The sequence below is a fragment of the Variovorax sp. MSC1_012 genome (assembly GCF_023667525.1).
Lineage (GTDB): Bacteria > Pseudomonadota > Gammaproteobacteria > Burkholderiales > Burkholderiaceae_C > Variovorax > Variovorax beijingensis_B.
The window spans coordinates 3,661,614-3,685,218 of the sequence record NZ_CM174443.1 but is presented as its reverse complement, the minus strand read 5'-3'; the positions used below and the strand labels follow the sequence as shown (position 1 = coordinate 3,685,218).

21 protein-coding genes and 4 tRNA genes are annotated in these 23,605 nt (G+C 64.6%); 23 read left to right on the top strand and 2 right to left on the bottom strand.

The annotated features are described in order from the left end of the window. Positions 1-14: 14 nt before the first annotated feature. A complete protein-coding gene (locus L1081_RS17360) occupies positions 15-242 on the bottom strand; it encodes a hypothetical protein (RefSeq protein ID WP_489413279.1) in 228 nt (75 codons plus the stop codon). A 293-nt stretch (positions 243-535) separates the two neighbouring features. On the opposite strand from L1081_RS17360, the gene L1081_RS17355 reads away from it, so the two are divergent. Beyond that, complete coding sequence (locus tag L1081_RS17355) at positions 536-1,015, top strand: PA2169 family four-helix-bundle protein (RefSeq protein WP_489413278.1); 480 nt, start codon at positions 536-538, stop codon at positions 1,013-1,015. A gap of 68 nt (positions 1,016-1,083) precedes the next feature. Beyond that, positions 1,084-1,812 (top strand): phosphoglycolate phosphatase, encoded by a 729-nt coding sequence (gph, locus tag L1081_RS17350; protein ID WP_489413277.1) that lies wholly within the window; start codon positions 1,084-1,086, stop codon positions 1,810-1,812. 31 nt (positions 1,813-1,843) lie between these two features. On the opposite strand, the gene L1081_RS17345 is transcribed toward gph, so the two are convergent. Beyond that, positions 1,844-2,443, bottom strand: coding sequence for a chalcone isomerase family protein (locus L1081_RS17345; RefSeq protein ID WP_489413276.1), 600 nt, complete (start codon positions 2,441-2,443; stop codon positions 1,844-1,846). Positions 2,444-2,772: 329 nt separating this feature from the next. On the opposite strand from L1081_RS17345, the gene trpE reads away from it, so the two are divergent. The 21 genes from trpE (at position 2,773) to rpoC (ending at position 23,605) form a co-directional block, all read left to right on the top strand. Further along, complete coding sequence (gene trpE, locus L1081_RS17340; protein WP_489413275.1) at positions 2,773-4,275, top strand: anthranilate synthase component I; 1,503 nt, start codon at positions 2,773-2,775, stop codon at positions 4,273-4,275. Beyond that, positions 4,272-4,664 carry a GxxExxY protein gene (locus tag L1081_RS17335; RefSeq protein ID WP_489413274.1) on the top strand — a complete coding sequence of 131 codons (393 nt, stop codon included), beginning with the start codon at positions 4,272-4,274 and terminating at the stop codon, positions 4,662-4,664. The genes trpE and L1081_RS17335 overlap by 4 nt, the downstream gene beginning before the upstream one ends. Continuing rightward, positions 4,661-5,245 (top strand): glutamine amidotransferase-related protein, encoded by a 585-nt coding sequence (locus L1081_RS17330; RefSeq protein ID WP_489413273.1) that lies wholly within the window; start codon positions 4,661-4,663, stop codon positions 5,243-5,245. Before L1081_RS17335 ends, L1081_RS17330 begins: the two co-directional genes overlap by 4 nt. 7 nt (positions 5,246-5,252) lie before the next feature. Continuing rightward, the gene (gene ltaE / locus L1081_RS17325; RefSeq protein ID WP_489413272.1) at positions 5,253-6,311 is read left to right on the top strand and encodes a low-specificity L-threonine aldolase; all 1,059 of its coding nucleotides are present in this window, start codon (positions 5,253-5,255) and stop codon (positions 6,309-6,311) included. 18 nt (positions 6,312-6,329) lie between these two features. After that, positions 6,330-6,989, top strand: a complete 660-nt coding sequence (locus L1081_RS17320) for a LysE family transporter (protein ID WP_489413271.1) — start codon at positions 6,330-6,332, stop codon at positions 6,987-6,989. A gap of 20 nt (positions 6,990-7,009) precedes the next feature. Then, on the top strand, positions 7,010-8,035 hold the full coding sequence (trpD, locus tag L1081_RS17315) for an anthranilate phosphoribosyltransferase (RefSeq protein ID WP_489413270.1): 1,026 nt from the start codon (positions 7,010-7,012) through the stop codon (positions 8,033-8,035). Between the two features lie 29 nt (positions 8,036-8,064). After that, entirely contained in the window at positions 8,065-8,865 is an 801-nt protein-coding gene (gene trpC, locus L1081_RS17310) for an indole-3-glycerol phosphate synthase TrpC (protein ID WP_489413269.1), read from the top strand. Further along, positions 8,862-9,581, top strand: a complete 720-nt coding sequence (locus L1081_RS17305; RefSeq protein WP_489413268.1) for a uracil-DNA glycosylase — start codon at positions 8,862-8,864, stop codon at positions 9,579-9,581. Before trpC ends, L1081_RS17305 begins: the two co-directional genes overlap by 4 nt. Positions 9,582-9,673: 92 nt before the next feature. Next, positions 9,674-9,759 (top strand) — tRNA-Tyr (locus tag L1081_RS17300). A gap of 65 nt (positions 9,760-9,824) precedes the next feature. Then, positions 9,825-9,898, top strand: a tRNA-Gly gene (locus L1081_RS17295). A gap of 40 nt (positions 9,899-9,938) precedes the next feature. Continuing rightward, positions 9,939-10,013: transfer RNA gene (locus L1081_RS17290), tRNA-Thr, on the top strand. Between the two features lie 74 nt (positions 10,014-10,087). Next, complete coding sequence (gene tuf, locus L1081_RS17285; RefSeq protein ID WP_012745744.1) at positions 10,088-11,281, top strand: elongation factor Tu; 1,194 nt, start codon at positions 10,088-10,090, stop codon at positions 11,279-11,281. 19 nt (positions 11,282-11,300) lie between these two features. Next, positions 11,301-11,376: transfer RNA gene (locus L1081_RS17280), tRNA-Trp, on the top strand. A 136-nt stretch (positions 11,377-11,512) separates the two neighbouring features. Further along, entirely contained in the window at positions 11,513-11,896 is a 384-nt protein-coding gene (gene secE / locus L1081_RS17275; protein WP_012745745.1) for a preprotein translocase subunit SecE, read from the top strand. Then, positions 11,897-12,517: a transcription termination/antitermination protein NusG gene (nusG, locus tag L1081_RS17270; protein WP_489413267.1), complete on the top strand. Its 621-nt coding sequence runs from the start codon at positions 11,897-11,899 to the stop codon at positions 12,515-12,517. Positions 12,518-12,653: 136 nt separating this feature from the next. Beyond that, positions 12,654-13,085 carry a 50S ribosomal protein L11 gene (rplK, locus tag L1081_RS17265; protein WP_012745747.1) on the top strand — a complete coding sequence of 144 codons (432 nt, stop codon included), beginning with the start codon at positions 12,654-12,656 and terminating at the stop codon, positions 13,083-13,085. Beyond that, entirely contained in the window at positions 13,086-13,784 is a 699-nt protein-coding gene (gene rplA / locus L1081_RS17260) for a 50S ribosomal protein L1 (protein ID WP_319429245.1), read from the top strand. 245 nt (positions 13,785-14,029) lie between these two features. Next, positions 14,030-14,563 carry a 50S ribosomal protein L10 gene (rplJ, locus tag L1081_RS17255; RefSeq protein WP_012745749.1) on the top strand — a complete coding sequence of 178 codons (534 nt, stop codon included), beginning with the start codon at positions 14,030-14,032 and terminating at the stop codon, positions 14,561-14,563. Between the two features lie 43 nt (positions 14,564-14,606). After that, positions 14,607-14,981 (top strand): 50S ribosomal protein L7/L12, encoded by a 375-nt coding sequence (rplL, locus tag L1081_RS17250; RefSeq protein WP_319429248.1) that lies wholly within the window; start codon positions 14,607-14,609, stop codon positions 14,979-14,981. 248 nt (positions 14,982-15,229) lie between these two features. Beyond that, entirely contained in the window at positions 15,230-19,354 is a 4,125-nt protein-coding gene (gene rpoB / locus L1081_RS17245) for a DNA-directed RNA polymerase subunit beta (RefSeq protein ID WP_319440623.1), read from the top strand. Between the two features lie 21 nt (positions 19,355-19,375). Continuing rightward, positions 19,376-23,605 (top strand): DNA-directed RNA polymerase subunit beta', encoded by a 4,230-nt coding sequence (rpoC, locus tag L1081_RS17240; RefSeq protein WP_027730225.1) that lies wholly within the window; start codon positions 19,376-19,378, stop codon positions 23,603-23,605.

Genomic DNA, 23,605 nt, shown 5'->3' with positions numbered 1-23,605 from the left:
CAGGGGCGGAGCGGTCAGCCCCGGCCCAGGACGATCGCGCCATCCTGGATGTATCGGTCGAATTCGAGCTTGGGAATGGCCGCGGTCAGCGACTGGCCGCCTTCGGTCCAGGTGAGCACGACGCTGTCGTCGGCCATCAGGATCTGGCAGTTCCCCTTCGGGATCTTCAGCTGTGGGCCATCGCCGGCACGGAAGGCGACATCGCCCACGATGCGGGCATCGATCTGCGTGGTGGAAGTCATGGGACTGTAGATCCTTCGAAAAGCTGCAAGCCTCATTTCTCGCGCGCTCCTGGCTCGCGCGTGTAGGCAAGAACAGCATTCCCGCGCCGGCCGCAGGCCTGCGGGGATTCGCAGGCCGGGGGCGCGCCCCGAAGAACACTTACAGCGGACGTCAGGCCAAACCGACACCGGTCCTCGTTCACTCGAACACCATTTCTCCTGGGACCAGCGCAATGCGGCTGCCTTCCGGCACCGCCTTTGCTGGCAATTTTCAACCCGCCTCCCTGTCGATGAGGCATACGAAGGAGTCAGACATGGCCAACCACACGAACACCGCGGACACCGCCACCACCGAGGACGTGGTCGAGGTGCTGAACGATCTGCTCGAAAACTCGCGCGACGGCGAATACGGCTTCCGCGCCTGCGCCGAGGAGGTCGACTCGCCCCAGCTCAAGCAGGTCTTCCAGAGCCGCTCGGCCGAATGCGCCAAGGCGGCGGGAGAGCTGGTCCAGCTCATCCAGCGTTTCGGCGGCTCGCCCGACAAGGGCGGCACGGCGACCGGCGCCATGCACCGCGGCTGGGTGCACGTAAAGGGTTCGGTGGGGGCCAACAGCGGGCTCTCCATGCTCGAGGAGTGCGAACGAGGTGAAGACGCTGCGGTGGCGCGCTACCGCAAGGCACTGAAGGCCGATCTGCCGGCCGATGTGCGCGCGCTGATCCAGCAGCAGGCCGAGGGCGCCAAGCGCAACCACGACCAGATCAAGCGGCTGCGCGACGAGATGCGCAACAAGTAAGGGGCTGCGCCCGATGGGGCCGCCCGGGGCAAAATGGACATCGTCCTGCAACTCCGGCGGCCTTGTCCTTGACCTCCATTCACTACGACCTCACGCGCTTCGATGCCACCATCGTCGATCTCGACGGCACCATGGTCGACACCCTCGGCGATTTCGCGGTGTCGCTCAACCATATGCTCGATGACCTCTCCCTGCCTGCAGTGGCGCCGGCTGCCATCGAGAAGATGGTGGGCAAGGGTTCGGAGCACCTGATTCTTTCAGCGCTCGCGCATGTGATGTCATCCGGCAGGGCGGCTCCCGATGGCGCCGGCGCAGAGGTGCTGCACGCGCGCGCACAGGCGCTCTTCGACCAGGCCTGGGAACGCTACCAGCACCACTATCTCGCCATCAACGGACAGCACTCGGCGGTGTACCCGGGCGTGGTCGAGGGGTTGAAGGCGCTGCGCTCGCGCGGCCTGCGCTTGGCCTGCCTCACCAACAAGCCGACCTCGTTCGCCAAGCCGCTGCTGGCTGCGAAGGGGCTCGACGGCTTCTTCGACGTTGTGTTCGGCGGCGATGCCTTTGTGCGCAAGAAGCCCGATCCACTGCCGCTCCTGAAGACCTGCGAGACGCTGGGCGTCGTTCCCGCGCGCACGCTGATGATCGGCGACTCCAGCAACGACGCCAAGGCCGCACGCGCCGCCGGCTGCCCGGTGGTACTGGTCACCTACGGCTACAACCACGGCGAGCCGATACGCGGCGTCGATGCCGATGGCTTCCTGGATTCGCTCGCCGAGTTCGACCGGGCTGCTTCCTGAAGAATTTGGGGAGAAGGCCGCGGCGCCGCGGCTACTTGCCGAGCAGCGCGTCCTTGAGCTTCCAGTCGGCCGGCGCCGGCCCGAGCCAGATGCGCAGCAGCGCGTTGAAGAACGCCGGCTCCTTCACCGGATCGGGCTGCGGCACGCCGCGCACCGTCACCAGCGTGCCCGTGCCGGGCAGCCAGTCGATGGTGAAGGTGTCGCCGGCCTTGAGCTGCTTCTGGTCGGAGAACATCCGGCCCATGCGCAGCAGCCCCGGAATGAGGTTGACCATTTCGCTCTTCGGCGAGTTTTCTTCCACGCCCTTGGTGAAGAACCTGCCCAGCTCGTCGGCATCGATGTCGCGCAGCATGGTGATGGCCACGCGCTTGGGGCCGGGCGCGGCCAGCGCCTCCTCGGGCGTGGAGACCTTCTTGCCCATGTACAGCCCGGCCGCGTACACCTTGAAGACGGCCTTGTAGCGCACCTCCGCGCCGTTGAGCTGCAAGGTGCTGCCGCGCAGGTCGAGGGTGTCGTTCAGCTTGACGCCGGCCACGTCGACCTGCGCGGCCGAGGCACCGAGCGCGGACCAGACGCAGGCCAGCATGGCCAGGCGGGAGAACAGGGTCGGGAGCGAAAGGGCAGCGGGCACGTGGCTTCCTTGATTTGCGAACGATCGTTCGAATGTATCTTTTCGTTTTACTCTTGGTCCTCGGGGGAACCCTGAAGGGGGCGGTTGCACCCGGCGGCGTTTTCGTGGGCTAAACTCCACGCTCCATGTTCGTTCATCACATCATTCAAACAGGTGAAGGCAGCCGGGGAGCCTGGCCCTGGCGTCGCCATACATCGCTGACTGTTTGATTGCACGGCGCACGCCGTGCGCCCGCGGCACCGGATCGCTTTTTTTCACGACTCCGGGCCACCAGTGAATGACCTTGCCACCGGCCAAGAAGCGCCGGCAGGCAACTGGAGAACGAATCCGTGATCACCGAACTTGAATTCAAGAGCCTCAGCGCCCAGGGCTACAACCGCATTCCGCTGATGGCCGAGGCCTTTGCCGACCTCGAAACGCCTCTTTCCCTCTATCTCAAGCTCGCCCATTCCCAAGGCGGCGGCAAGCACAGCTTCCTGCTCGAATCGGTGGTGGGCGGCGAGCGCTTCGGGCGCTACAGCTTCATCGGCCTGCCCGCCCGCACGCTGCTTCGCGCCAGCGGCTTCGGTGCCGAGGCGAAGACCGAAGTGGTGACCGATGGCCAGGTCGTCGAGACGGCCGCAGGCAATCCGCTCGATTTCGTCGCCGAATACCAGAAGCGCTTCAAGGTGGCGCTGCGGCCCGGCCTGCCGCGCTTCTGCGGCGGCCTCGCGGGCTACTTCGGCTACGACACCGTGCGCCACATCGAACGCAAGCTCGAAAAAAGCTGCCCGCCCGATGCGCTCGGCTGCCCCGACATCCTGCTGCTGCAGTGCGAGGAACTGGCCGTCATCGACAACCTCTCGGGCAAGCTCTACCTGATCGTCTATGCCGACCCGAAGCAGCCCGAGGCCTATGCGGCGGGCAAGCGCCGCCTGCGCGAGCTGAAGGAGAAGCTCAAGTACTCGGTGAGCGCGCCCGTCGTGAAGCCCACGCAGCCGCATCCGCCCGAGCGCAGCTTTGCCAAGGCCGACTACCTCGCGGCCGTGGAGCGCGCCAAGGACATGATCGCCGCCGGCGACTTCATGCAGGTGCAGGTGGGCCAGCGCATCAGCAAGCGCTACACCGAGTCGCCGCTGTCGCTGTACCGCGCGCTGCGTTCGCTCAACCCCTCGCCCTACATGTACTACTACCACCTGGGCGATTTCCACGTGGTGGGCGCTTCGCCCGAAATCCTGGTGCGCCAGGAGAACACCGGTGACGGCGAGCAGAAGATCACCATCCGCCCGCTGGCCGGCACGCGCCCGCGCGGCGCATCGCTCGAACTCGACAAGGCGGCCGAGGAAGAACTCATCAACGACCCCAAGGAGCGCGCCGAGCACGTGATGCTGATCGACCTCGCGCGCAACGACATCGGCCGCATCGCCAAGACCGGCACCGTCAAGGTGACCGAGGCCTTCGCGGTGGAGCGCTACAGCCACGTGATGCACATCGTGAGCAACGTCGAAGGCACGCTGAAGGACGGCATGACCGCCATCGACGTGCTCAAGGCCACCTTCCCGGCCGGCACGCTCACCGGCGCGCCCAAGGTGCATGCGATGGAGCTCATCGACCAGCTCGAGCCCACCAAGCGCGGCCTCTACGGCGGCGCCTGCGGCTATATCAGCTATGCCGGCGACATGGACGTGGCCATCGCCATCCGCACCGGCATCGTGAAGGACCAGATGCTGCACGTGCAGGCCGCGGCCGGCGTGGTCGCCGACTCGGTGCCCGAGCTGGAGTGGAAAGAAACTGAAGCCAAGGCGCGCGCACTCCTGCGGGCGGCCGAACTGGTCGAGGAAGGCCTGGAATGAGCAACCCACCCGACATCCAGAACGACTTCTCGCACGAGATCATCGGCGCCGCCGTCGAGGTGCAGCGCGTGCTCGGCACGGGCCTGGGCGAGGAGGCCTACGCCGCCGCGCTGGCCATCGAACTCGCCGAGCGCGAGATCGGCTTCGCCCGCGACGTGGCGCTCTCGGCCAGCTACAAGGGCCGCTCGCTCGGCGAGGTGTACCGCGCGGGCTTCGTGGTCGAGCAGTCGGTCATCGTCGAGCTCAAGGCGGTCGACGTGCTGACCGACCTGCACCGCGCGCAGGTGCTTGCCGCGCTGCGTCTCTCGGGCCTCAAGCTGGGCCTTCTGATCAACTTCAACGTGTTCCCCGTCGTCAAGGGCGTGCACCGGATTGTGAGCAAGCCATGAAACTGCTGATGATCGACAACTACGATTCCTTCACCTACAACATCGTCCAGTACCTGGGCGAGCTGGGTGCGGATGTCCAGGTGCACCGCAACGACGAGATCACCGTGGCGCAGATCGGCGAGCTGATTGCCTCGGGCGTCACGCGACTCGTGGTGTCGCCGGGGCCCTGCTCGCCGGCGGAAGCGGGCGTTTCGGTGGCGGCCATCAAGGAGTTCGCGGGCAAGCTGCCGATCCTCGGCGTGTGCCTGGGCCACCAGGCCATCGGTGCGGCCTTCGGCGGCACGATCGTGCGTGCGCAGCAATTGATGCACGGCAAGACCAGCGAGATCACGACCACGCAGGAAGGCGTCTTCGCGGGGCTGCCCGAGAAGTTCATCGTCAACCGCTACCACTCGCTCTCGATCGAGCGCGAGAGCTGCCCGAAGGCCCTGGCCATCACCGCCTGGACCGACGACGGCGAGATCATGGGCGTGCGGCACACCGGCTTTGCGCATGACGCGCGCATCGAGGGTGTGCAGTTCCATCCCGAATCGATCCTCACCGAGCATGGCCACGCGATGCTCAAGAACTTTCTCGATTGACCCCGCCATGACAGACCGCTCCACCCTCGTCGACCTGCGCAGCGACACCGTCACGCAGCCCACCCCGGCGATGCGCGAGGCCATGATGGCGGCGCCGCTCGGCGACGACGTCTTCGGCACCGATCCGAGCGTCAACGCGCTGCAGGAGAAGATCGCCGCGCTGCTGGGCTTCGAGGCGGCGCTGCTGGTGCCGACCGGCACGCAGAGCAATCTGTGCGCGATCCTTTCGCACTGCGGGCGCGGCGACGAGTACATCGTCGGCCAGCAGGCGCACAGCTACCGCTGGGAAGGCGGCGGCGCCGCGGTGTTCGGCAGCGTGCAGCCGCAGCCGCTCGACCATGCACCCGACGGCACGCTGCCGCTCGCGCAGATCGAAGCCGCCATCAAGCCCGACGACGCGCACTTCGCGCGCACACGGCTGCTGGCGCTGGAGAACACGCTGGGCGGCAAGCTGCTGCCGTTCGAATACGTGCAGGCGGCAACGGACCTGGCGAAGAGCAGGGGGCTGCAGCGACACCTCGATGGCGCGCGGCTCTTCAATGCGGCCACCGCGCAGGCCGCGCTGAACAAGAACGGCGACGTCCGCGCCGAAGCCCGCCGCATCGCCCAGTGCTTCGACAGCGTGTCGGTCTGCTTCAGCAAGGGCCTGGGCGCGCCCATCGGCTCGGCGCTGGTCGGTTCGCGCGAGTTCATCGCGCGGGCGCACCGCGTCCGCAAGATGGCGGGCGGCGGCATGCGGCAGGCCGGCTTGCTTGCCGCGGCGGCCTCGCATGCGCTTGACCATCACATCGACCGCCTCGCCGACGACCATGCACTCGCCCGGCGCCTGGCCGAGGGGCTCGAAGGCATCGAGGGCCTGAAGGTCGAGGCGCCGCACACGAACATCGTGTTCGTCGACCTTACGGGCGCGGCGAAGGCGCGTTCGCCCGAACTGCTCGCGAGCCTCAACGGGCAGGGCATTCTTGCCACCGGGCTCTATCGGCTGCGCTTCGTGACGCATCTCGATGTCGATGCGGCCGGCGTGGACCACGCCGTGGCGGCCATCCGCGGTTTCTTCAACGCCTGAACCTCAAGGAGCTGTGCGATGCCCGATCTTCCGCATCTGCTCGCTTTCATCGCCGCCGGCTGGCTGTTGAACCTCACGCCGGGGCCCGACGTGCTCTACATCGTCGCCAACTCGCTGCGCTCCGGCGTGCGCGCCGGCATCGTCGGCGGCTTCGGCATTCTGACCGGCTGCTTCGTCCACATCTTCGCGGCGGCGGTGGGCGTCGGCACGCTGCTGGCCACCTCGGCGGCGGCCTTCGCGGTGCTCAAGTACGTCGGCGCGGCCTACCTGCTGTACCTTGGCGTGCGCATGGTGTTATCGCGCGCCAAGGCGCCGGCCGATCTGCAGCAGGCGGCCGCCGCGCCGGGCGAGCGCGGGCTCAAGGCCATCTTTCTCGGCGGCTTCTGGACCAATGTGCTGAACCCCAAGGTCGCGTTGTTCTTCCTGGCCTTCGTGCCGCAGTTCATCGCGCCGGACGCCGACAGCAAGGGCCTGTACTTCGTGCTGCTGGGCGTGCTGTTCAACCTCAATTCCATTCCCGTCATCGTGGGATGGGCTGCGTTTGCCGGCTGGATGGCGCGCAAGAGCGCCGTGCAGAAGGGCATGCACTGGCTCGACCGCGCGGCGGGCGTGCTGTTCATCGGCTTCGGCCTCAAGCTTGCATTCACGGACGCGCCGGCCGGCCGCGCCGGCCCCTGAAAACTCCGAGGAGACTCTCCATGATCACCCCCCAGGAAGCGCTCCAGCGCACCATCGAGCACCGCGAGGTGTTCCACGACGAGATGCTGCACATCGTGCGGCTCATCATGAGCGGCGAATGCTCGCCCGTGATGATGGCGGCGCTGATCACCGGCCTGCGCGTCAAGAAGGAAACCATCGGCGAGATCACCGCGGCTGCGCAGGTGATGCGCGAGGTGTCGACCAAGGTGCCCGTGAAGGACACCACGCATCTGGTCGACATCGTCGGCACCGGCGGCGACGGTTCGCACACCTTCAACATCTCGACCTGCTCGATGTTCGTCGCGGCCGCAGCGGGCGCCAAGGTCAGCAAGCACGGCGGGCGCAGCGTGTCGAGCAAGTCGGGCAGCGCCGACGTGCTGGAGTCGCTGGGCGTCAACATCAACCTGCAGCCCGAGCAGATCGCGCGCTCCATCGAGCAGGTGGGCATCGGCTTCATGTTCGCGCCCAACCACCATCCGGCCATGAAGAATGTGGCGCCGGTGCGCAAGGAACTCGGCATCAAGACCATCTTCAACATCCTCGGGCCGCTGACCAATCCGGCGGGCGCGCCGAACATCCTGATGGGCGTGTTCCACCCCGACCTCGTGGGCATCCAGGTGCGCGCATTGCAGCGCCTGGGCACCGAGCACGCGATGGTGGTGTATGGCCGCGACGGCATGGACGAGATCTCGCTCGGCGCCGCCACCATGGTGGGCGAACTCAAGGACGGCGAGATCCGCGAATACGAACTGCACCCCGAGGATTTCGGCTTTGCCATGTCGAGCAACCGCGCGCTGCGCGTGGAAACGCCCGAACAGTCGAAGACCATGCTGCTCGGCGTGCTCGACAATCAGGCCGGCCCGGCACTCGATATCGTGCTGCTCAACGCCGGCGCGGCCTTGTATGCCGCCAACGTGGCCGATTCGATGGCCGCGGGCATCGAGCGTGCGCGCGAGGCCGTGGCATCAGGCGCGGCGCGCGCCAAGCTGGCCGAGCTGGTCAAGGCCTCCACGGCCGCCGCGTGAAGCAGGAAAACAGGTAGGAACGCAGAAAAATGTCCGACATCCTCGACAAGATCATTGCCGTCAAGCGGCAGGAAATTGCTGCAGCGCAGAAGAGAAGCCCGCTGGAAGCCGTGCGCTTCGACGCCGAAAGCCGCGTGCTGACGCGCGATTTCGAGGGCGCGCTGCGCGCCAGGATCGCCGCCGGCCACGCCGCCGTGATCGCGGAGGTCAAGAAGGCCAGCCCGAGCAAGGGCGTGCTGCGCGAAGACTTCATTCCGGCCGACATCGCGCAGAGCTATGCCGAGGGCGACGGCGAGATCAGCGCGGCCTGCCTGTCGGTGCTGACCGACAAGCAGTTCTTCCAGGGCGGCGTCGACTACCTCAAGCAGGCCCGCGCCTCGTGCGACCTGCCGGTGCTGCGCAAGGACTTCATCGTCGATGCCTACCAGGTGTACGAATCGCGCGCGATGGGCGCCGATGCCGTCCTGTTGATCGCCGCGTGCCTCGACGACGCGCAGATGAAGGACTACGAAGCCATTGCGCGCGGGCTCGGCATGGCGGTGCTGGTCGAAGTGCACGACGCCGCCGAACTCGAGCGAGCGCTCAAGCTCAAGACGCCGCTCATCGGCGTGAACAACCGCAACCTGCGCAATTTCGAGGTGTCGATCCAGGCCACCATCGACTTGCTGCCCGGGCTGCCGGCCGACCGGCTGGCCGTCACCGAATCGGGCATTGCCACGCGCGAAGACGTGGCAACCTTGCGCGCGGCCGGTGTTCACGCCTTCCTGGTCGGCGAGGCCTTCATGCGTGCCAAGGAACCCGGCGAGGCGCTCGCCGCATTGTTCAAATGAGCCGGCCCGATCAGCTGGCGAGCAGCGATCCGGCCGACTGGCCCGTGGCACCAGGCTGGCAGCCGCTGGTGGACGGCTTCTTTGCCGGCATCGTGGGCCAGAAACTGCTCAGTTTCCTGCGCGAGCGCCTCGATGCGGGCGCGGTCATCTTCCCGCCGCAGCCGCTGCGCGCACTGGAGCTGACGCCGCCCGAAGACGTGCGCGTCGTCATCCTTGGGCAGGACCCGTACCACGGGCGCGGCCAGGCCGAGGGGCTCGCGTTCTCCGTGGCGCCCGGCGTGGCGCTGCCGCCGTCGCTGCGCAACATCTTCAAGGAGCTCCAGCGTGACCTGGGGGCGCCGCCGCCGCCGTTTCCGAACCCCGGCGGCAGCCTGGTGAAATGGGCGACCCACGGCGTGCTGCTGCTCAACACCTGCCTCACGGTCGAGGAAGGGCAGCCGGCCAGCCATTCGGGCCGCGGCTGGGAGGTGCTGACCGACGCGGTCATCCGCCATGTGTCAGCCGGCGGGAAACCTGTTGTTTTTATGCTCTGGGGCTCGCATGCCCAGAGTAAGCGCGCGTTGATCGACATTGGCCGCCATAAGGTGCTGATGTCGAATCATCCGTCGCCGCTTTCGGCCTTGCGCCCGCCCGTTCCGTTCATCGGCTGCGGCCACTTCGGCGAAGCGCGCGCCTGGCGGCTCGCGCACCAGCCGGACGGCGAAATTCACGGATAATGCCGGCTGTTTCGCCTCGGGCAGTTCCCCCGCATCTTCTTGGTGCTGAGTTCTGCGTAGTCACAAAACCGTGCTATATTTCGAGGTTCGCCGGAGAGGTGGCCGAGTGGTTAATGGCAGCAGACTGTAAATCTGCCCTCTAACGAGTACGCTGGTTCGAATCCAGCCCTCTCCACCAGCGATGAATTTGGTTTCTAAGAGCGATTGGATCTAGCGCTTTGGGTGCCTTGAAGTGCCCCCGATGCGGGAGTAGTTCAATGGTAGAACCCCAGCCTTCCAAGCTGATGACGCGGGTTCGATTCCCGTCTCCCGCTCCAGAGACCCGGTTCGGCGCCGGAAAGCGATTGGTTAGACAAAGCCCTTTTGGCTCAGTGGTAGAGCACTCCCTTGGTAAGGGAGAGGTCGCGGGTCCGATTCCCGCAAAGGGCACCAGTTTTTAGGGGGTTGCAATAGCAGGGTTGCAACCCATCTGCATGCGTTGAAATCGTTTTTTTCGGAGTCGAAAAATGGCAAAAGGTAAATTCACCCGCACCAAGCCGCACGTGAACGTGGGCACGATCGGTCACGTTGACCACGGCAAGACCACGCTGACGGCGGCCATCGCCACGGTGCTGTCGGCCAAGTTCGGCGGCGAAGCCAAGGCCTACGACCAGATCGACGCGGCGCCCGAAGAAAAGGCCCGCGGCATCACCATCAACACCGCCCACGTCGAGTACGAGACGGCCAACCGCCACTACGCTCACGTCGACTGCCCCGGCCACGCCGACTACGTCAAGAACATGATCACCGGCGCTGCCCAGATGGACGGCGCCATCCTCGTGTGCTCGGCCGCCGACGGCCCCATGCCCCAGACCCGCGAGCACATCCTGCTGGCGCGCCAGGTGGGTGTGGGCTACATCATCGTGTTCCTGAACAAGTGCGACATGGTGGACGACGCCGAACTGCTCGAGCTCGTCGAAATGGAAGTGCGCGAGCTTCTGGACAAGTACGAGTTCCCCGGCGACGACACCCCCATCATCCACGGCTCGGCCAAGCTCGCCCTGGAAGGCGACAAGGGCAAGCTCGGTGAAGAAGCCATCATGAAGCTGGCCGAGGCGCTGGACACCTACATCCCGACGCCCGAGCGCGCCGTGGACGGCACCTTCCTGATGCCCGTGGAAGACGTGTTCTCGATCTCCGGGCGCGGCACCGTGGTGACCGGCGCCGTCGAGCGCGGCGTGATCAAGGTCGGCGAGGAAATCGAGATCGTGGGCATCCGCCCGACCGTCAAGACCACCTGCACCGGCGTGGAAATGTTCCGCAAGCTGCTCGACCAGGGTCAAGCGGGCGACAACGTGGGCGTGCTGCTGCGCGGCACCAAGCGCGAAGAAGTCGAGCGCGGCCAGGTGCTGTGCAAGCCCGGCTCGATCAAGCCGCACACGCACTTCACCGCCGAGGTGTACGTGCTGTCCAAGGACGAAGGCGGCCGTCACACGCCGTTCTTCAACAACTACCGTCCGCAGTTCTACTTCCGCACGACGGACGTGACCGGCGCGATCGAGCTGCCCAAGGACAAGGAAATGGTCATGCCTGGCGACAACGTCAGCATCACCGTGAAGCTGATCAACCCGATCGCGATGGAAGAAGGCCTGCGCTTCGCCATCCGCGAAGGCGGCCGCACCGTGGGTTCGGGCGTCGTGGCAAAGATCCTCGACATCTAAGCCGAGCAAAGAGTACCGGAGGGGTATAGCTCAATTGGCAGAGCGTCGGTCTCCAAAACCGAAGGTTGTAGGTTCGATTCCTACTGCCCCTGCCACTTAGGTGGCACCTCCGAAAAGCCCCATCGTTGACCCGATGGGAGGCTAAAAAGCCCATCGTGACCCGATGGGCTTCGGCGTCTCAAGAAGGCGCATTGAATTGAAGGCCGAAAGGCCACAGGAAATCAGCCGAACATGGCCACTTCTCAAATCGAAACCGTGAGCACGGGTGCCGACAAGGCCAAATTGGCCGCGTCGGTGGTGCTGGCAGTGGGCGCCATCGTGGCGTTCTACCTGCTGGCGCGCCAGGGCTCGCTGGTGCAATGGGCTGCGCTGCTGGTCGGCCTGGCCGCGGCCGTGGGTGCCTTCGGCAGCTCGGAGAATGGCCGCCAGTTGTGGGCTTTCGGTCGCGACTCGTGGCGCGAGGTCAAGAAAGTCGTCTGGCCGACCCGCAAGGAGGCCATGCAGATGACGGCTTACGTGTTTGCCTTCGTGGCTGTCATGTCCGTTTTCCTCTGGCTCACCGACAAGACGCTCGAATGGGTGTTTTTCGACCTCATTCTGGGCTGGAGAAAATAAATGACCGCTGATCCAGTGAACGCAGTTGACACCACGCCGGGTACACCGGAGGAAGAAAGCACTTCCGTGCTGGCTCCCGCCGCCAATCCTGATCTGCGTTGGTACGTGGTGCATGCCTACTCGGGCATGGAAAAGGCCGTCGAGCGCAACATCATCGAGCGCATCAACCGCGCCGGCATGCAGGATAAATTCGGCCGCATCCTGGTGCCGACCGAAGAAGTGGTCGAGATCAAGAACGGCCAGAAGCGCACCACCGAGCGCCGCTTCTTCCCGGGCTACGTGCTGGTCGAAATGATCATGGACGACGAGAGCTGGCACCTGGTGAAGCACACCAACAAGGTGACGGGCTTCGTCGGCGGCGCCAAGAACCGTCCGGCCCCGATCTCGCAGAAAGAGGTCGAAGGCATCGTCAGCCAGATGCAGCAGGGCACCGAGAAGCCGCGCCACAAGGTCGAGTTCACCGTCGGCGAATTCGTGCGCGTCAAGGAAGGCCCGTTCACCGACTTCAACGGCACCGTCGAAGACGTGAACTACGAAAAGAGCAAGGTCAGCGTGTCGGTCATGATCTTCGGCCGCGCGACGCCCGTGGAGCTCGAATTCAGCCAGGTCGAAAAGACCTGAGCCCCGCCGGTCCTCGGGCCGGAACCATTTTCGGCTGCGCGTTGTCCGACTCGGCGCGCGGCCTTGATCGAAGAGTCGTTCAACCCCGGGGAGCCGCGGCGAGAGCCAAGGCGATATCACCCGCAAGGAGCAAAGCATGGCGAAAAAAATCGTCGGCTTCATCAAGCTGCAAGTCCCAGCTGGTAAGGCCAACCCGTCACCACCCATCGGTCCCGCACTGGGCCAGCGTGGTTTGAACATCATGGAGTTCTGCAAGGCGTTCAACGCGCAGACCCAGAGCGTCGAGCCTGGTCTGCCGCTGCCGGTGGTCATCACCGCGTTCGCTGACAAGAGCTTCACCTTCATCATCAAGACGCCGCCGGCGATCACCTTGATCAAGAAGGCCATCAAGCTGGACAAGGGCTCGGCCCGTCCGCACACCGACAAGGTCGGCAAGATCACGCGCGCACAGCTCGAAGAGATCGCCAAGACCAAGATGAAGGACCTGACTGCCGCCGACCTGGACGCAGCAGTTCGCACCATCGCCGGCTCTGCCCGTTCGATGGGCGTGAATGTGGAGGGCGTGTAAATGGCCAAGATCACCAAGAAGCAAAAAGCGCTCGCAGGCAAGGTCGACAGCAACAAGCTGTACCCGCTGGCTGACGCGATCGTCATCGTCAAGGATGCCGCCACCGCCAAGTTCGACGAATCGATCGACGTGGCCGTGCAGCTGGGCATCGACGCGAAGAAGTCGGACCAGGTCGTGCGTGGCGCCGTCGTGCTGCCCAACGGCACCGGCAAGACCAAGCGCGTGGCTGTGTTCGCCCAGGGCGCCAAGGCTGAAGAAGCCAAGGCCGCCGGCGCCGACATCGTCGGCATGGACGACCTGGCTGCCATGGTCAAGGCTGGCGACATGCCTTTCGACGTCGTGATTGCCGCCCCCGACGCCATGCGCGTGGTCGGTACGCTCGGCCAGATCCTCGGCCCGCGCGGCCTGATGCCCAACCCCAAGGTTGGCACGGTGACCCCGGACGTCGCCACGGCCGTGAAAAACGCCAAGGCTGGTCAGGTCCAGTTCCGCGTCGACAAGGCCGGCATCGTGCACGGCACGATCGGCCGTCGCTCGTTCGACAACGACAAGCTGCAAGGCAACCTCGCCGCGCTGATCGACGCTCTGGTCAAGGCCAAGCCGGCGACCAGCAAGGGCGTGTACCTGCGCAAGGTGGCTGTGTCGTCGACCATGGGCCTGGGTGTCCGAGTGGACACGCAGACCATCGCGGCGAGCTAAAGAGATTTGCCCGATCCGCAAGGAGAGGGCAGATGTGGTGGGTCGCGGCAGCTCCGGTTGCTGCGAGCCATCCAAGACCGCTGGTGTGCAGGGCGCTGCACTTAATTGCCGGATCGATCCTTCCGGTATCCAGCGCAGATGGCGACCCCACTGCAAGGAATTTTGATTTTTGTTCCTGACAGTTGGTCGCTGCATGAAGCGCGATCCGAGGCCCCGGCCGAAGGTCGCATTAAAAGGAGTAGACCTTGAGTCTGAATCGCAGTGAGAAAGAAGCGGTCATCAGTGATGTGACCAGCCTCGCCGCTAAAGCTCAAACGCTCGTGATGGCGGAATACCGTGGCATCACGGTGGCCGATATGACCAAACTGCGCAGCGAAGCTCGCAGCAAGGGTGTGACCCTCAGCGTGTTGAAGAACACGCTGGCACGCCGTGCTGTCGCTGGTAGCGCATTTGAGATTGTTGGCGACCAGATGACCGGCCCGCTGATCTATGGCTTTTCCGAAGACGCAGTGGCCGCCGCCAAGGTGGTGGCCGATTTCGCGAAGACCAACGACAAGTTGGTGATTCGCGGCGGCGCATTCGGCGGCAAGGCCCTGGACGTGAACGGCGTGAAGCAACTGGCCAACATCCCTTCCAAGGAAGTGCTGCTGGCGCAATTGCTGGGCTTGATGCAATCCCCGATCTCTCGTACCGCCCGCGTGCTCGCGGCGCTGGCCGAGAAGCGCGGTGGTGGCGAAGCTGCACCCGCCGATGCACCGGCAGAAGCGCAGGCTGCATAAGCCTTGCGTTTGAAATATTCAACCCAATTGTTAGGAAACAAAAATGGCATTCGATAAAGACGCATTTCTGACCGCGCTCGACAGCATGACGGTCCTGGAACTCAACGACCTGGTGAAAGCCATCGAAGAGAAGTTCGGCGTGAGCGCCGCGGCAATGTCGGCTCCGGCTGCTGGCGGTGGCGCTGCTGCCGTCGTGGCTGAAGAGCAGACCGAGTTCAACGTCATGCTGATGGATGCAGGCGCGAACAAGGTCTCGGCGATCAAGGCCGTGCGCGAAATCACCGGCCTGGGCCTCAAGGAAGCCAAGGACCTGGTGGAAGCCGCTCCCAAGGCAGTCAAGGAAGGCCTGTCGAAGGCTGACGCTGAAGCCGCCAAGAAGAAGCTGGAAGACGCTGGCGCCAAGGTGGAACTGAAGTAATTCAGACCCCCTAGAGGGCTGGAGGTGCCTGAAAAGGCCCTCCAGCCTTTGCCGCTTTCAGAGCGCACCCGAAAACCGGAAAAAAGACGGTTTTCGAGTGTCTTCTGACCCCGACTGCAGAAGACCCCTTGGTTCGGGCGATGTGCAACGCATCGCTGTCCGCCAACGGCTGGTAGTGGCCAGCCGCCAAGCAGTAGTGCCTCGGCATTGCTGACAAGTCGCTGAAGATCTCAAGCTCCGGAGCTCTCATGGCCCAATCGTCCGCGTACAGTTACACCGAACGCAAGCGCATCCGAAAAAGTTTCGGTAATCGCGACAGCGTCGTCGAAATCCCCTACCTGCTGCAGATGCAGAAAGACGCGTACACCGCGTTCCTGCAAGCCGGCATTCCGCCCAAACAACGCACCGTCGAAGGCCTGCAGGCCGCGTTCGACGCTGCCTTCCCGATCGTCTCGCACAATGGTTTTGTCGAGATGAAGTTCCTCGAGTACAACCTTGCGAAGCCCGCCTTCGACGTGCGCGAATGCCAGACCCGCGGTCTGACCTTCGCCTCGGCCGTGCGCGCCAAGGTACAGCTCATCATCTATGACCGCGAGTCGTCGACGTCGCAGTCGAAGGTGGTCAAGGAAGTGAAGGAACAAGAGGTCTACATGGGCGAAGTGCCGCTCATGACCGAAAAGGGTTCCTTCATCATCAACGGCACCGAGCGCGTGATCGTCTCGCAGCTGCACCGTTCGCCGGGCGTATTCTTCGAACACGACAAGGGCAAGACGCACAGCTCGGGCAAGCTCCTGTTCTCGGCCCGCGTGATTCCCTACCGCGGTTCGTGGCTCGACTTCGAGTTCGACCCGAAGGACATGCTGTACTTCCGCGTCGACCGCCGCCGCAAGATGCCGGTCACGATCCTGCTGAAGGCCATCGGCCTGAACCCGGAATCGATCCTCGCGAACTTCTTCGTGAACGACAACTTCCGCCTGATGGACAGCGGCGCGCAGATGGAATTCGTTCCCGAGCGCCTGCGCGGCGAAGTCGCGCGCTTCGACATCACCGACAAGTCGGGCAAGGTCGTGGTCGCCAAGGACAAGCGCGTGACCGCGCGCCACACGCGCGAGCTCGAGCAGTCGGGCACCACGCACATCAGCGTGCCGGAAGACTTCCTGGTCGGCCGCGTCATTGCCCGCAACATCGTCGATGCCGACTCCGGCGAGATCCTGGCCAAGGCCAACGACGAACTGACCGAAGCACTGCTGAAGAAGCTGCGCACGGCCGGCGTGCAGGACATCCAGGTGATCTACACCAACGAACTCGACCAGGGCGCGTACATCTCGCAGACCCTGCGCATCGACGAGACGGTGGACGAGTTCGCGGCGCGCGTGGCCATCTACCGCATGATGCGCCCCGGCGAGCCGCCGACGGAAGACGCGGTGCAGGCCCTGTTCCAGCGCCTGTTCTACAACCCGGACACGTACGACCTGTCGCGCGTCGGCCGCATGAAGTTCAACGCCAAGGTCGGCCGCGACGAATCGACCGGCCCGATGGTGCTGACCAACGAAGACATCCTGGCCGTGGTCAAGATCCTCGTGGACCTGCGCAACGGCAACGGCGAAGTCGACGACATCGACCACCTGGGCAACCGCCGCGTGCGCTGCGTCGGCGAGCTGGCCGAGAACCAGTACCGCACCGGCCTCGCCCGCATCGAGAAGGCCGTGAAGGAACGCCTGGGCCAGGCCGAGCAAGAGCCGCTGATGCCGCACGACCTGATCAACAGCAAGCCGATCTCGGCCGCGCTGAAGGAATTCTTCGGTGCCTCGCAGCTGTCGCAGTTCATGGACCAGACGAACCCGCTGTCCGAAATCACCCACAAGCGCCGCGTGTCGGCCCTTGGCCCGGGTGGTCTGACGCGCGAGCGTGCCGGCTTCGAAGTGCGCGACGTGCACGTGACCCACTACGGCCGCGTGTGCCCGATCGAAACGCCTGAAGGCCCGAACATCGGCCTGATCAACTCGCTGGCCCTCTACGCCCGCCTGAACGAATACGGCTTCATCGAGACGCCGTACCGCCGTGTGGTCGACAGCAAGGTCACCAACGAGATCGACTACCTGTCGGCCATCGAGGAAGGCAAGTACGTCATCGCCCAGGCCAATGCGGTCCTGGACAAGGAAGGCAAGCTGACCGGCGACCTGGTCTCCGCGCGTGAAGCCGGCGAATCGATCCTGGTCGGTGCCGAGCGCATCCAGTACATGGACGTGTCGCCCGCACAGATCGTGTCGGTGGCTGCTTCGCTCGTGCCGTTCCTCGAGCACGACGACGCGAACCGCGCGCTGATGGGCGCCAACATGCAGCGCCAGGCCGTGCCGGTGCTGCGCCCCGAGAAGCCGATGGTCGGCACCGGCATCGAGCGCGTCTCCGCGGTCGACTCCGGCACCGTGGTCACGGCCACCCGCGGCGGTATCGTCGATTACGTCGACGCGACCCGCATCGTGGTGCGCGTGAACGACGCCGAAGCGGCAGCAGGTGAAGTCGGTGTGGACATCTACAACCTGATCAAGTATCAGCGTTCGAACCAGAACACCAACATCCACCAGCGCCCGATCGTCAAGCGCGGCGACAAGATCGCCAAGGGCGACGTGGTGGCCGACGGCGCATCGACCGACCTCGGCGAACTGGCCCTCGGCCAGAACATGCTGATCGCGTTCATGCCCTGGAACGGCTACAACTTCGAAGACTCGATCCTGATCTCGGAACGCGTCGTCGCGGAAGACCGCTACACCTCGATCCACATCGAGGAACTGGTGGTGATGGCCCGCGACACCAAGCTCGGTGCCGAGGAAATCACGCGCGACATCCCGAACCTGGCCGAGCAGCAGCTCAACCGCCTGGACGAGTCCGGCATCATCTACGTGGGTGCCGAAGTGCAGCCGGGCGACACGCTGGTGGGCAAGGTCACGCCGAAGGGCGAGACCACGCTGACGCCTGAAGAGAAGCTGCTTCGCGCCATCTTCGGCGAGAAGGCTTCCGACGTGAAGGACACGTCGCTGCGCGTGGACCAGGGCTCGCAAGGCACCGTGATCGACGTGCAGGTGTTCACTCGCGAAGGCATCACGCGCGACAAGCGCGCCCAGCAGATCATCGACGACGAGCTCAAGCGCTTCCGCCTCGACCTGAACGACCAGCTTCGCATCGTCGAAGCCGACGCGTTCGACCGTATCGAGAAGCTGCTGACCGGCAAGGTTGCCAACGGCGGCCCGAACAAGCTGGCCAAGGGCACCAAGCTCGACAAGGCCTACCTGTCGTCAGTCGAGAAGTTCCACTGGTTCGACATCCGCCCGGCGGACGACGAAGTGGCCACGCAGCTCGAGTCGATCAAGAACTCGCTGGAGCAGACGCGCCACAGCTTCGACCTCGCATTCGAGGAAAAGCGCAAGAAGCTCACGCAGGGCGACGAGCTGCCCGCGGGCGTGCTCAAGATGGTCAAGGTCTACCTGGCCGTCAAGCGCCGCCTGCAACCCGGCGACAAGATGGCCGGCCGCCACGGCAACAAGGGCGTGGTGTCGAAGATCGTTCCGGTCGAAGACATGCCCCACATGGCCGACGGCACGCCGTGCGACATCTGTCTGAATCCGCTGGGCGTGCCTTCGCGGATGAACGTGGGCCAGGTGCTCGAAGTGCACCTGGGCTGGGCCGGCAAGGGCATCGGCCACCGCATCGGCGACCTGCTGCAACAAGAGGCCAAGGTGGCCGAACTGCGCAAGTTCATGGAGCAGCTGTACAACGGCTCGGGCCGCAAGGAAGACCTCAGCCAGCTGAGCGACACCGACGTGCTCGAAATGGCGGCCAACCTGCAGAGCGGTGCGACCTTCGCCACGCCGGTGTTCGACGGTGCCTCGGAAGATGAAATCCGCGGCATGCTGAAGCTCGCCTATCCGGACGACATCGCCAAGCTCAAGGGGCTGACCGAGACGCGCACGCAGGCCTACCTGTACGACGGCCGCACCGGCGACCAGTTCGAGCGTCCCGTCACCGTCGGCTACATGCACTTCCTGAAGCTGCATCACCTGGTGGACGACAAGATGCACGCCCGTTCGACCGGCCCGTACTCGCTGGTCACCCAGCAGCCGCTGGGCGGCAAGGCGCAGTTCGGCGGCCAGCGTTTCGGCGAAATGGAAGTGTGGGCGCTGGAAGCCTACGGCGCCGCCTACGTGCTGCAGGAAATGCTGACCGTGAAGTCCGACGACGTGCAAGGCCGTACCAAGGTGTACGAAAGCATCGTCAAGGGCGAGCACTCGATCGAAGCCGGCATGCCGGAATCGTTCAACGTGCTGGTCAAGGAAATTCGTTCGCTGGGGCTCGACATCGAGCTCGAGCGTTCTTAATTTGAAAAGGGAAAGAGTCTTATGAAATCGCTACTCGACCTGTTCAAGCAATTCACGCCCGATGAGCATTTCGATGCCATCAAGATCGGCATGGCTTCGCCCGAGAAGATCCGTTCGTGGTCCTTCGGCGAGGTGAAGAAGCCCGAGACGATCAACTACCGCACGTTCAAGCCCGAGCGCGACGGCCTCTTCTGCGCGAAGATCTTCGGCCCCATCAAGGACTACGAGTGCCTGTGCGGCAAGTACAAGCGCCTGAAGCACCGCGGCGTGATCTGCGAGAAGTGCGGCGTCGAAGTCACGCAGACCAAGGTGCGCCGCGAGCGCATGGGCCACATCGACCTGGCCGCGCCCTGCGCGCACATCTGGTTCCTGAAGTCGCTGCCGTCGCGCCTGGGCCTGGTGCTCGACATGACGCTGCGCGACATCGAACGCGTGCTGTACTTCGAAGCCTACGTGATCACCGATCCCGGCATGACCCCGCTGAAGAAATTCGGCATCATGTCCGAGGACGACTATGACGCGAAGCGCAAGGAATACGGCGACGAGTTCGTCGCCAAGATGGGCGCCGAAGGCATCAAGGACCTGCTCGAAGGCATCGAACTCGACAGCGAGATCGAACGCCTGCGCGGCGACCTGACCGGCTCCGAAGTCAAGGTCAAGAAGAACTCCAAGCGCCTGAAGGTGCTGGAGGCCTTCCGCAAGTCGGGCATCAAGCCCGAGTGGATGGTGCTCGACGTGCTGCCCGTGCTGCCGCCGGACCTGCGTCCGCTGGTGCCGCTGGACGGCGGCCGCTTCGCGACCTCCGACCTGAACGACCTGTATCGCCGCGTCATCAACCGCAATTCGCGCCTGCGCCGCCTGCTGGAGCTCAAGGCTCCGGAAATCATCGCGCGCAACGAAAAGCGGATGCTGCAAGAGGCGGTCGACTCGCTGCTGGACAACGGCCGCCGCGGCAAGGCCATGACGGGCGCCAACAAGCGCGCGCTCAAGTCGCTCGCCGACATGATCAAGGGCAAGAGCGGCCGCTTCCGCCAGAATCTGCTGGGCAAGCGCGTCGACTACTCGGGCCGTTCGGTCATCGTGGTGGGCCCGACGCTCAAGCTGCACCAGTGCGGCCTGCCGAAGCTGATGGCGCTCGAACTGTTCAAGCCCTTCATCTTCTCGCGCCTCGAAGCCATGGGCATCGCGACCACGATCAAGGCTGCCAAGAAGGAAGTCGAATCGGGCACGCCGGTGGTCTGGGACATCCTGGAAGAAGTGATCAAGGAACACCCGGTGATGCTGAACCGTGCGCCTACGCTGCACCGTTTGGGCATCCAGGCGTTCGAGCCGATCCTGATCGAAGGCAAGGCGATCCAGCTGCACCCGCTGGTTTGCGCGGCCTTCAACGCCGACTTCGACGGCGACCAGATGGCCGTCCACGTGCCGCTGTCGGTGGAAGCGCAGATGGAAGCCCGCACGTTGATGCTGGCCTCCAACAACGTGCTGTTCCCGGCCTCGGGCGAACCGTCGATCGTTCCTTCGCAGGACGTGGTGCTGGGTCTGTACTACACGACCCGCGACCGCATCAACGGCAAGGGCGAGGGCCTGATCTTCTCCGACATCGGTGAAGTGCAGCGCGCGCTCGACGCCAACGAAGTCGAGCTGACCGCCAAGGTGGCAGTGCGTATCACGGAATACACCAAGGACAAGGAAACCGGCGTGTTCACGCCGTCGACCTCGCTGGTGGACACCACCGTGGGCCGTGCCCTGCTGTCCGAGATCCTGCCGAAGGGCCTGCCGTTCTCGAACATCAACAAGGCGCTGAAGAAGAAGGAAATCTCCAAGCTCATCAACGTCTCGTTCCGCAAGTGCGGCCTGAAAGAGACCGTGGTGTTCGCCGACAAGCTGCTGCAGAACGGTTTCCGCCTGGCCACCAAGGCCGGCATCTCGATCGCCATCGACGACATGCTGGTGCCCGCCGAAAAGCACGGCATCATCGAGCGCTCGGCCAAGGAAGTGAAAGAGATCGAGCAGCAGTACGTCTCGGGTCTGGTGACCTCCGGCGAGCGCTACAACAAGGTGGTGGACATCTGGGGCAAGGCCGGCGACGAAGTGTCGAAGGTCATGATGGCCAAGCTGTCCAAGCAGAAGGTCATCGACCGCCACGGCAAGGAAGTGGAGCAGGAGTCGTTCAACTCCATCTACATGATGGCCGACTCCGGCGCCCGCGGTTCCGCAGCGCAGATTCGCCAGGTGGCCGGCATGCGTGGACTGATGGCCAAGCCGGACGGCTCGATCATCGAGACGCCCATCACCGCGAACTTCCGCGAAGGCCTGAACGTGCTGGAGTACTTCATCTCCACCCACGGTGCCCGCAAGGGTCTGGCCGACACGGCGCTGAAGACGGCGAACTCGGGCTACCTGACCCGCCGCCTGGTCGACGTGACGCAGGATCTGGTCGTGACCGAGCAGGACTGCGGCACGCACGGCGGTTACCTGATGCGCGCCATCGTCGAAGGCGGTGAAGTGATCGAGTCGCTGCGCGACCGTATCCTTGGCCGCTCGGCTGCGGACGACGTGCTGCACCCGGAAAACCGCTCGGTGCTGCTGAAGGCCGGCGAGATGTTCGACGAGGACAACATCGAAGAGCTCGAGGCGCAAGGCGTCGACGAGGTCAAGGTGCGTACCGCGCTGACCTGCGAAACGCGCTTCGGCATCTGCGCGACCTGCTACGGCCGCGACCTGGGCCGCGGCGGCCTGATCAACATCGGCGAAGCCGTCGGTGTGATCGCTGCGCAGTCCATCGGCGAACCCGGCACGCAGCTCACGATGCGTACCTTCCACATCGGTGGTGCGGCATCGCGTGCGGCGGTGGCCTCGAGCGTCGAAGCCAAGTCCAACGGCGTGATCGGCTTCAACGCCACGATGCGCTACGTGACCAACAGCAAGAACGAGCTGGTGGTGATTGCACGTTCGGGCGAGATCGTCATCCATGACGAACACGGCCGCGAGCGCGAACGCCACAAGGTGCCGTACGGTGCGATCCTGGCGGTCAAGGCCGACCAGCAGATCAAGGCCGGCCACGTGCTCGCCAACTGGGATCCGCTGACGCGCCCGATCATCACGGAATTCGCCGGCAAGACGCAGTTCGAGAACGTGGAAGAAGGCCTCACCGTCGCCAAGCAGGTGGACGAAGTGACCGGCCTGTCGACCCTGGTGGTGATCGATCCGAAGCGCCGCGGCGCTGCCAAGGTCGTGCGCCCGCAGGTGAAGCTCATCGACGCCTCCGGCGCCGAAGTGAAGATCCCGGGTACCGACCACTCGGTGACGATCGGCTTCCCGATCGGTGCCCTGGTGCAGATCCGCGACGGCCAGGACGTGGGCCCCGGCGAAGTGCTGGCGCGCATTCCGGTCGAAGGCCAGAAGACCCGCGACATCACCGGCGGTCTGCCGCGCGTTGCCGAGCTGTTCGAAGCCCGTTCGCCGAAGGACAAGGGCATGCTGGCCGAAATGACCGGTACCGTGTCGTTCGGCAAGGAAACGAAGGGCAAGATCCGCCTGCAGATCACCGATCCCGAAGGCACCGTCTGGGAAGACCTCGTGCCGAAGGAAAAGAACATCCTGGTGCACGAAGGCCAGGTGGTGAACAAGGGCGAAAGCGTGGTCGACGGCCCGGCGGACCCGCAGGACATCCTGCGCCTCTTGGGTTCGGAAGAACTCGCGCGCTACATCGTGGACGAAGTGCAGGACGTGTACCGCCTGCAGGGTGTGAAGATCAACGACAAGCACATCGAGGTGATCGTTCGCCAGATGCTGCGCCGCGTCGTGGTCGACAACATCGGCGAGACCGGCTACATCTCCGGCGAACAGGTCGAACGCAGCGAAATGCTCAACACCAACGACGCCCTGCGCGCCGAAGGCAAGATCCCCGCGACGTTCACCAACCTGCTGCTGGGTATCACGAAGGCATCGCTGTCGACCGACTCGTTCATCTCTGCCGCTTCGTTCCAGGAAACGACGCGCGTGCTGACCGAAGCCGCGATCATGGGCAAGCGCGACGAGCTGCGCGGCCTGAAGGAAAACGTCATCGTCGGCCGCCTGATTCCCGCGGGCACCGGCATGGCCTACCACCAGGCGCGCAAGGCCAAGGATCAGATGGACGAGGCCGAGCGCCGCGCCATCGCCGAATCCGAAGCCGCCGAACTGGCCGGTTCGACCAGCGATGTTTCCACCACGGCCGACGCCAGCGAAGGCGCCGCGTCCGAATAA

What these genes read in the sequence shown, in the direction of transcription:
- L1081_RS17360 (WP_489413279.1), bottom strand. Translation starts at nt 242, where the DNA reads ATGACTTCCACCACGCAGATCGATGCCCGCATCGTGGGCGATGTCGCC.
- L1081_RS17355 (WP_489413278.1), top strand. Translation starts at nt 536, where the DNA reads ATGGCCAACCACACGAACACCGCGGACACCGCCACCACCGAGGACGTG.
- L1081_RS17335 (WP_489413274.1), top strand. Translation starts at nt 4,272, where the DNA reads ATGAGCAACCCACCCGACATCCAGAACGACTTCTCGCACGAGATCATC.
- L1081_RS17330 (WP_489413273.1), top strand. Translation starts at nt 4,661, where the DNA reads ATGAAACTGCTGATGATCGACAACTACGATTCCTTCACCTACAACATC.
- ltaE (WP_489413272.1), top strand. Translation starts at nt 5,253, where the DNA reads ATGACAGACCGCTCCACCCTCGTCGACCTGCGCAGCGACACCGTCACG.
- L1081_RS17320 (WP_489413271.1), top strand. Translation starts at nt 6,330, where the DNA reads ATGCCCGATCTTCCGCATCTGCTCGCTTTCATCGCCGCCGGCTGGCTG.
- trpD (WP_489413270.1), top strand. Translation starts at nt 7,010, where the DNA reads ATGATCACCCCCCAGGAAGCGCTCCAGCGCACCATCGAGCACCGCGAG.
- trpC (WP_489413269.1), top strand. Translation starts at nt 8,065, where the DNA reads ATGTCCGACATCCTCGACAAGATCATTGCCGTCAAGCGGCAGGAAATT.
- L1081_RS17305 (WP_489413268.1), top strand. Translation starts at nt 8,862, where the DNA reads ATGAGCCGGCCCGATCAGCTGGCGAGCAGCGATCCGGCCGACTGGCCC.
- tuf (WP_012745744.1), top strand. Translation starts at nt 10,088, where the DNA reads ATGGCAAAAGGTAAATTCACCCGCACCAAGCCGCACGTGAACGTGGGC.
- secE (WP_012745745.1), top strand. Translation starts at nt 11,513, where the DNA reads ATGGCCACTTCTCAAATCGAAACCGTGAGCACGGGTGCCGACAAGGCC.
- nusG (WP_489413267.1), top strand. Translation starts at nt 11,897, where the DNA reads ATGACCGCTGATCCAGTGAACGCAGTTGACACCACGCCGGGTACACCG.
- rplK (WP_012745747.1), top strand. Translation starts at nt 12,654, where the DNA reads ATGGCGAAAAAAATCGTCGGCTTCATCAAGCTGCAAGTCCCAGCTGGT.
- rplA (WP_319429245.1), top strand. Translation starts at nt 13,086, where the DNA reads ATGGCCAAGATCACCAAGAAGCAAAAAGCGCTCGCAGGCAAGGTCGAC.
- rplL (WP_319429248.1), top strand. Translation starts at nt 14,607, where the DNA reads ATGGCATTCGATAAAGACGCATTTCTGACCGCGCTCGACAGCATGACG.
- rpoB (WP_319440623.1), top strand. Translation starts at nt 15,230, where the DNA reads ATGGCCCAATCGTCCGCGTACAGTTACACCGAACGCAAGCGCATCCGA.
- rpoC (WP_027730225.1), top strand. Translation starts at nt 19,376, where the DNA reads ATGAAATCGCTACTCGACCTGTTCAAGCAATTCACGCCCGATGAGCAT.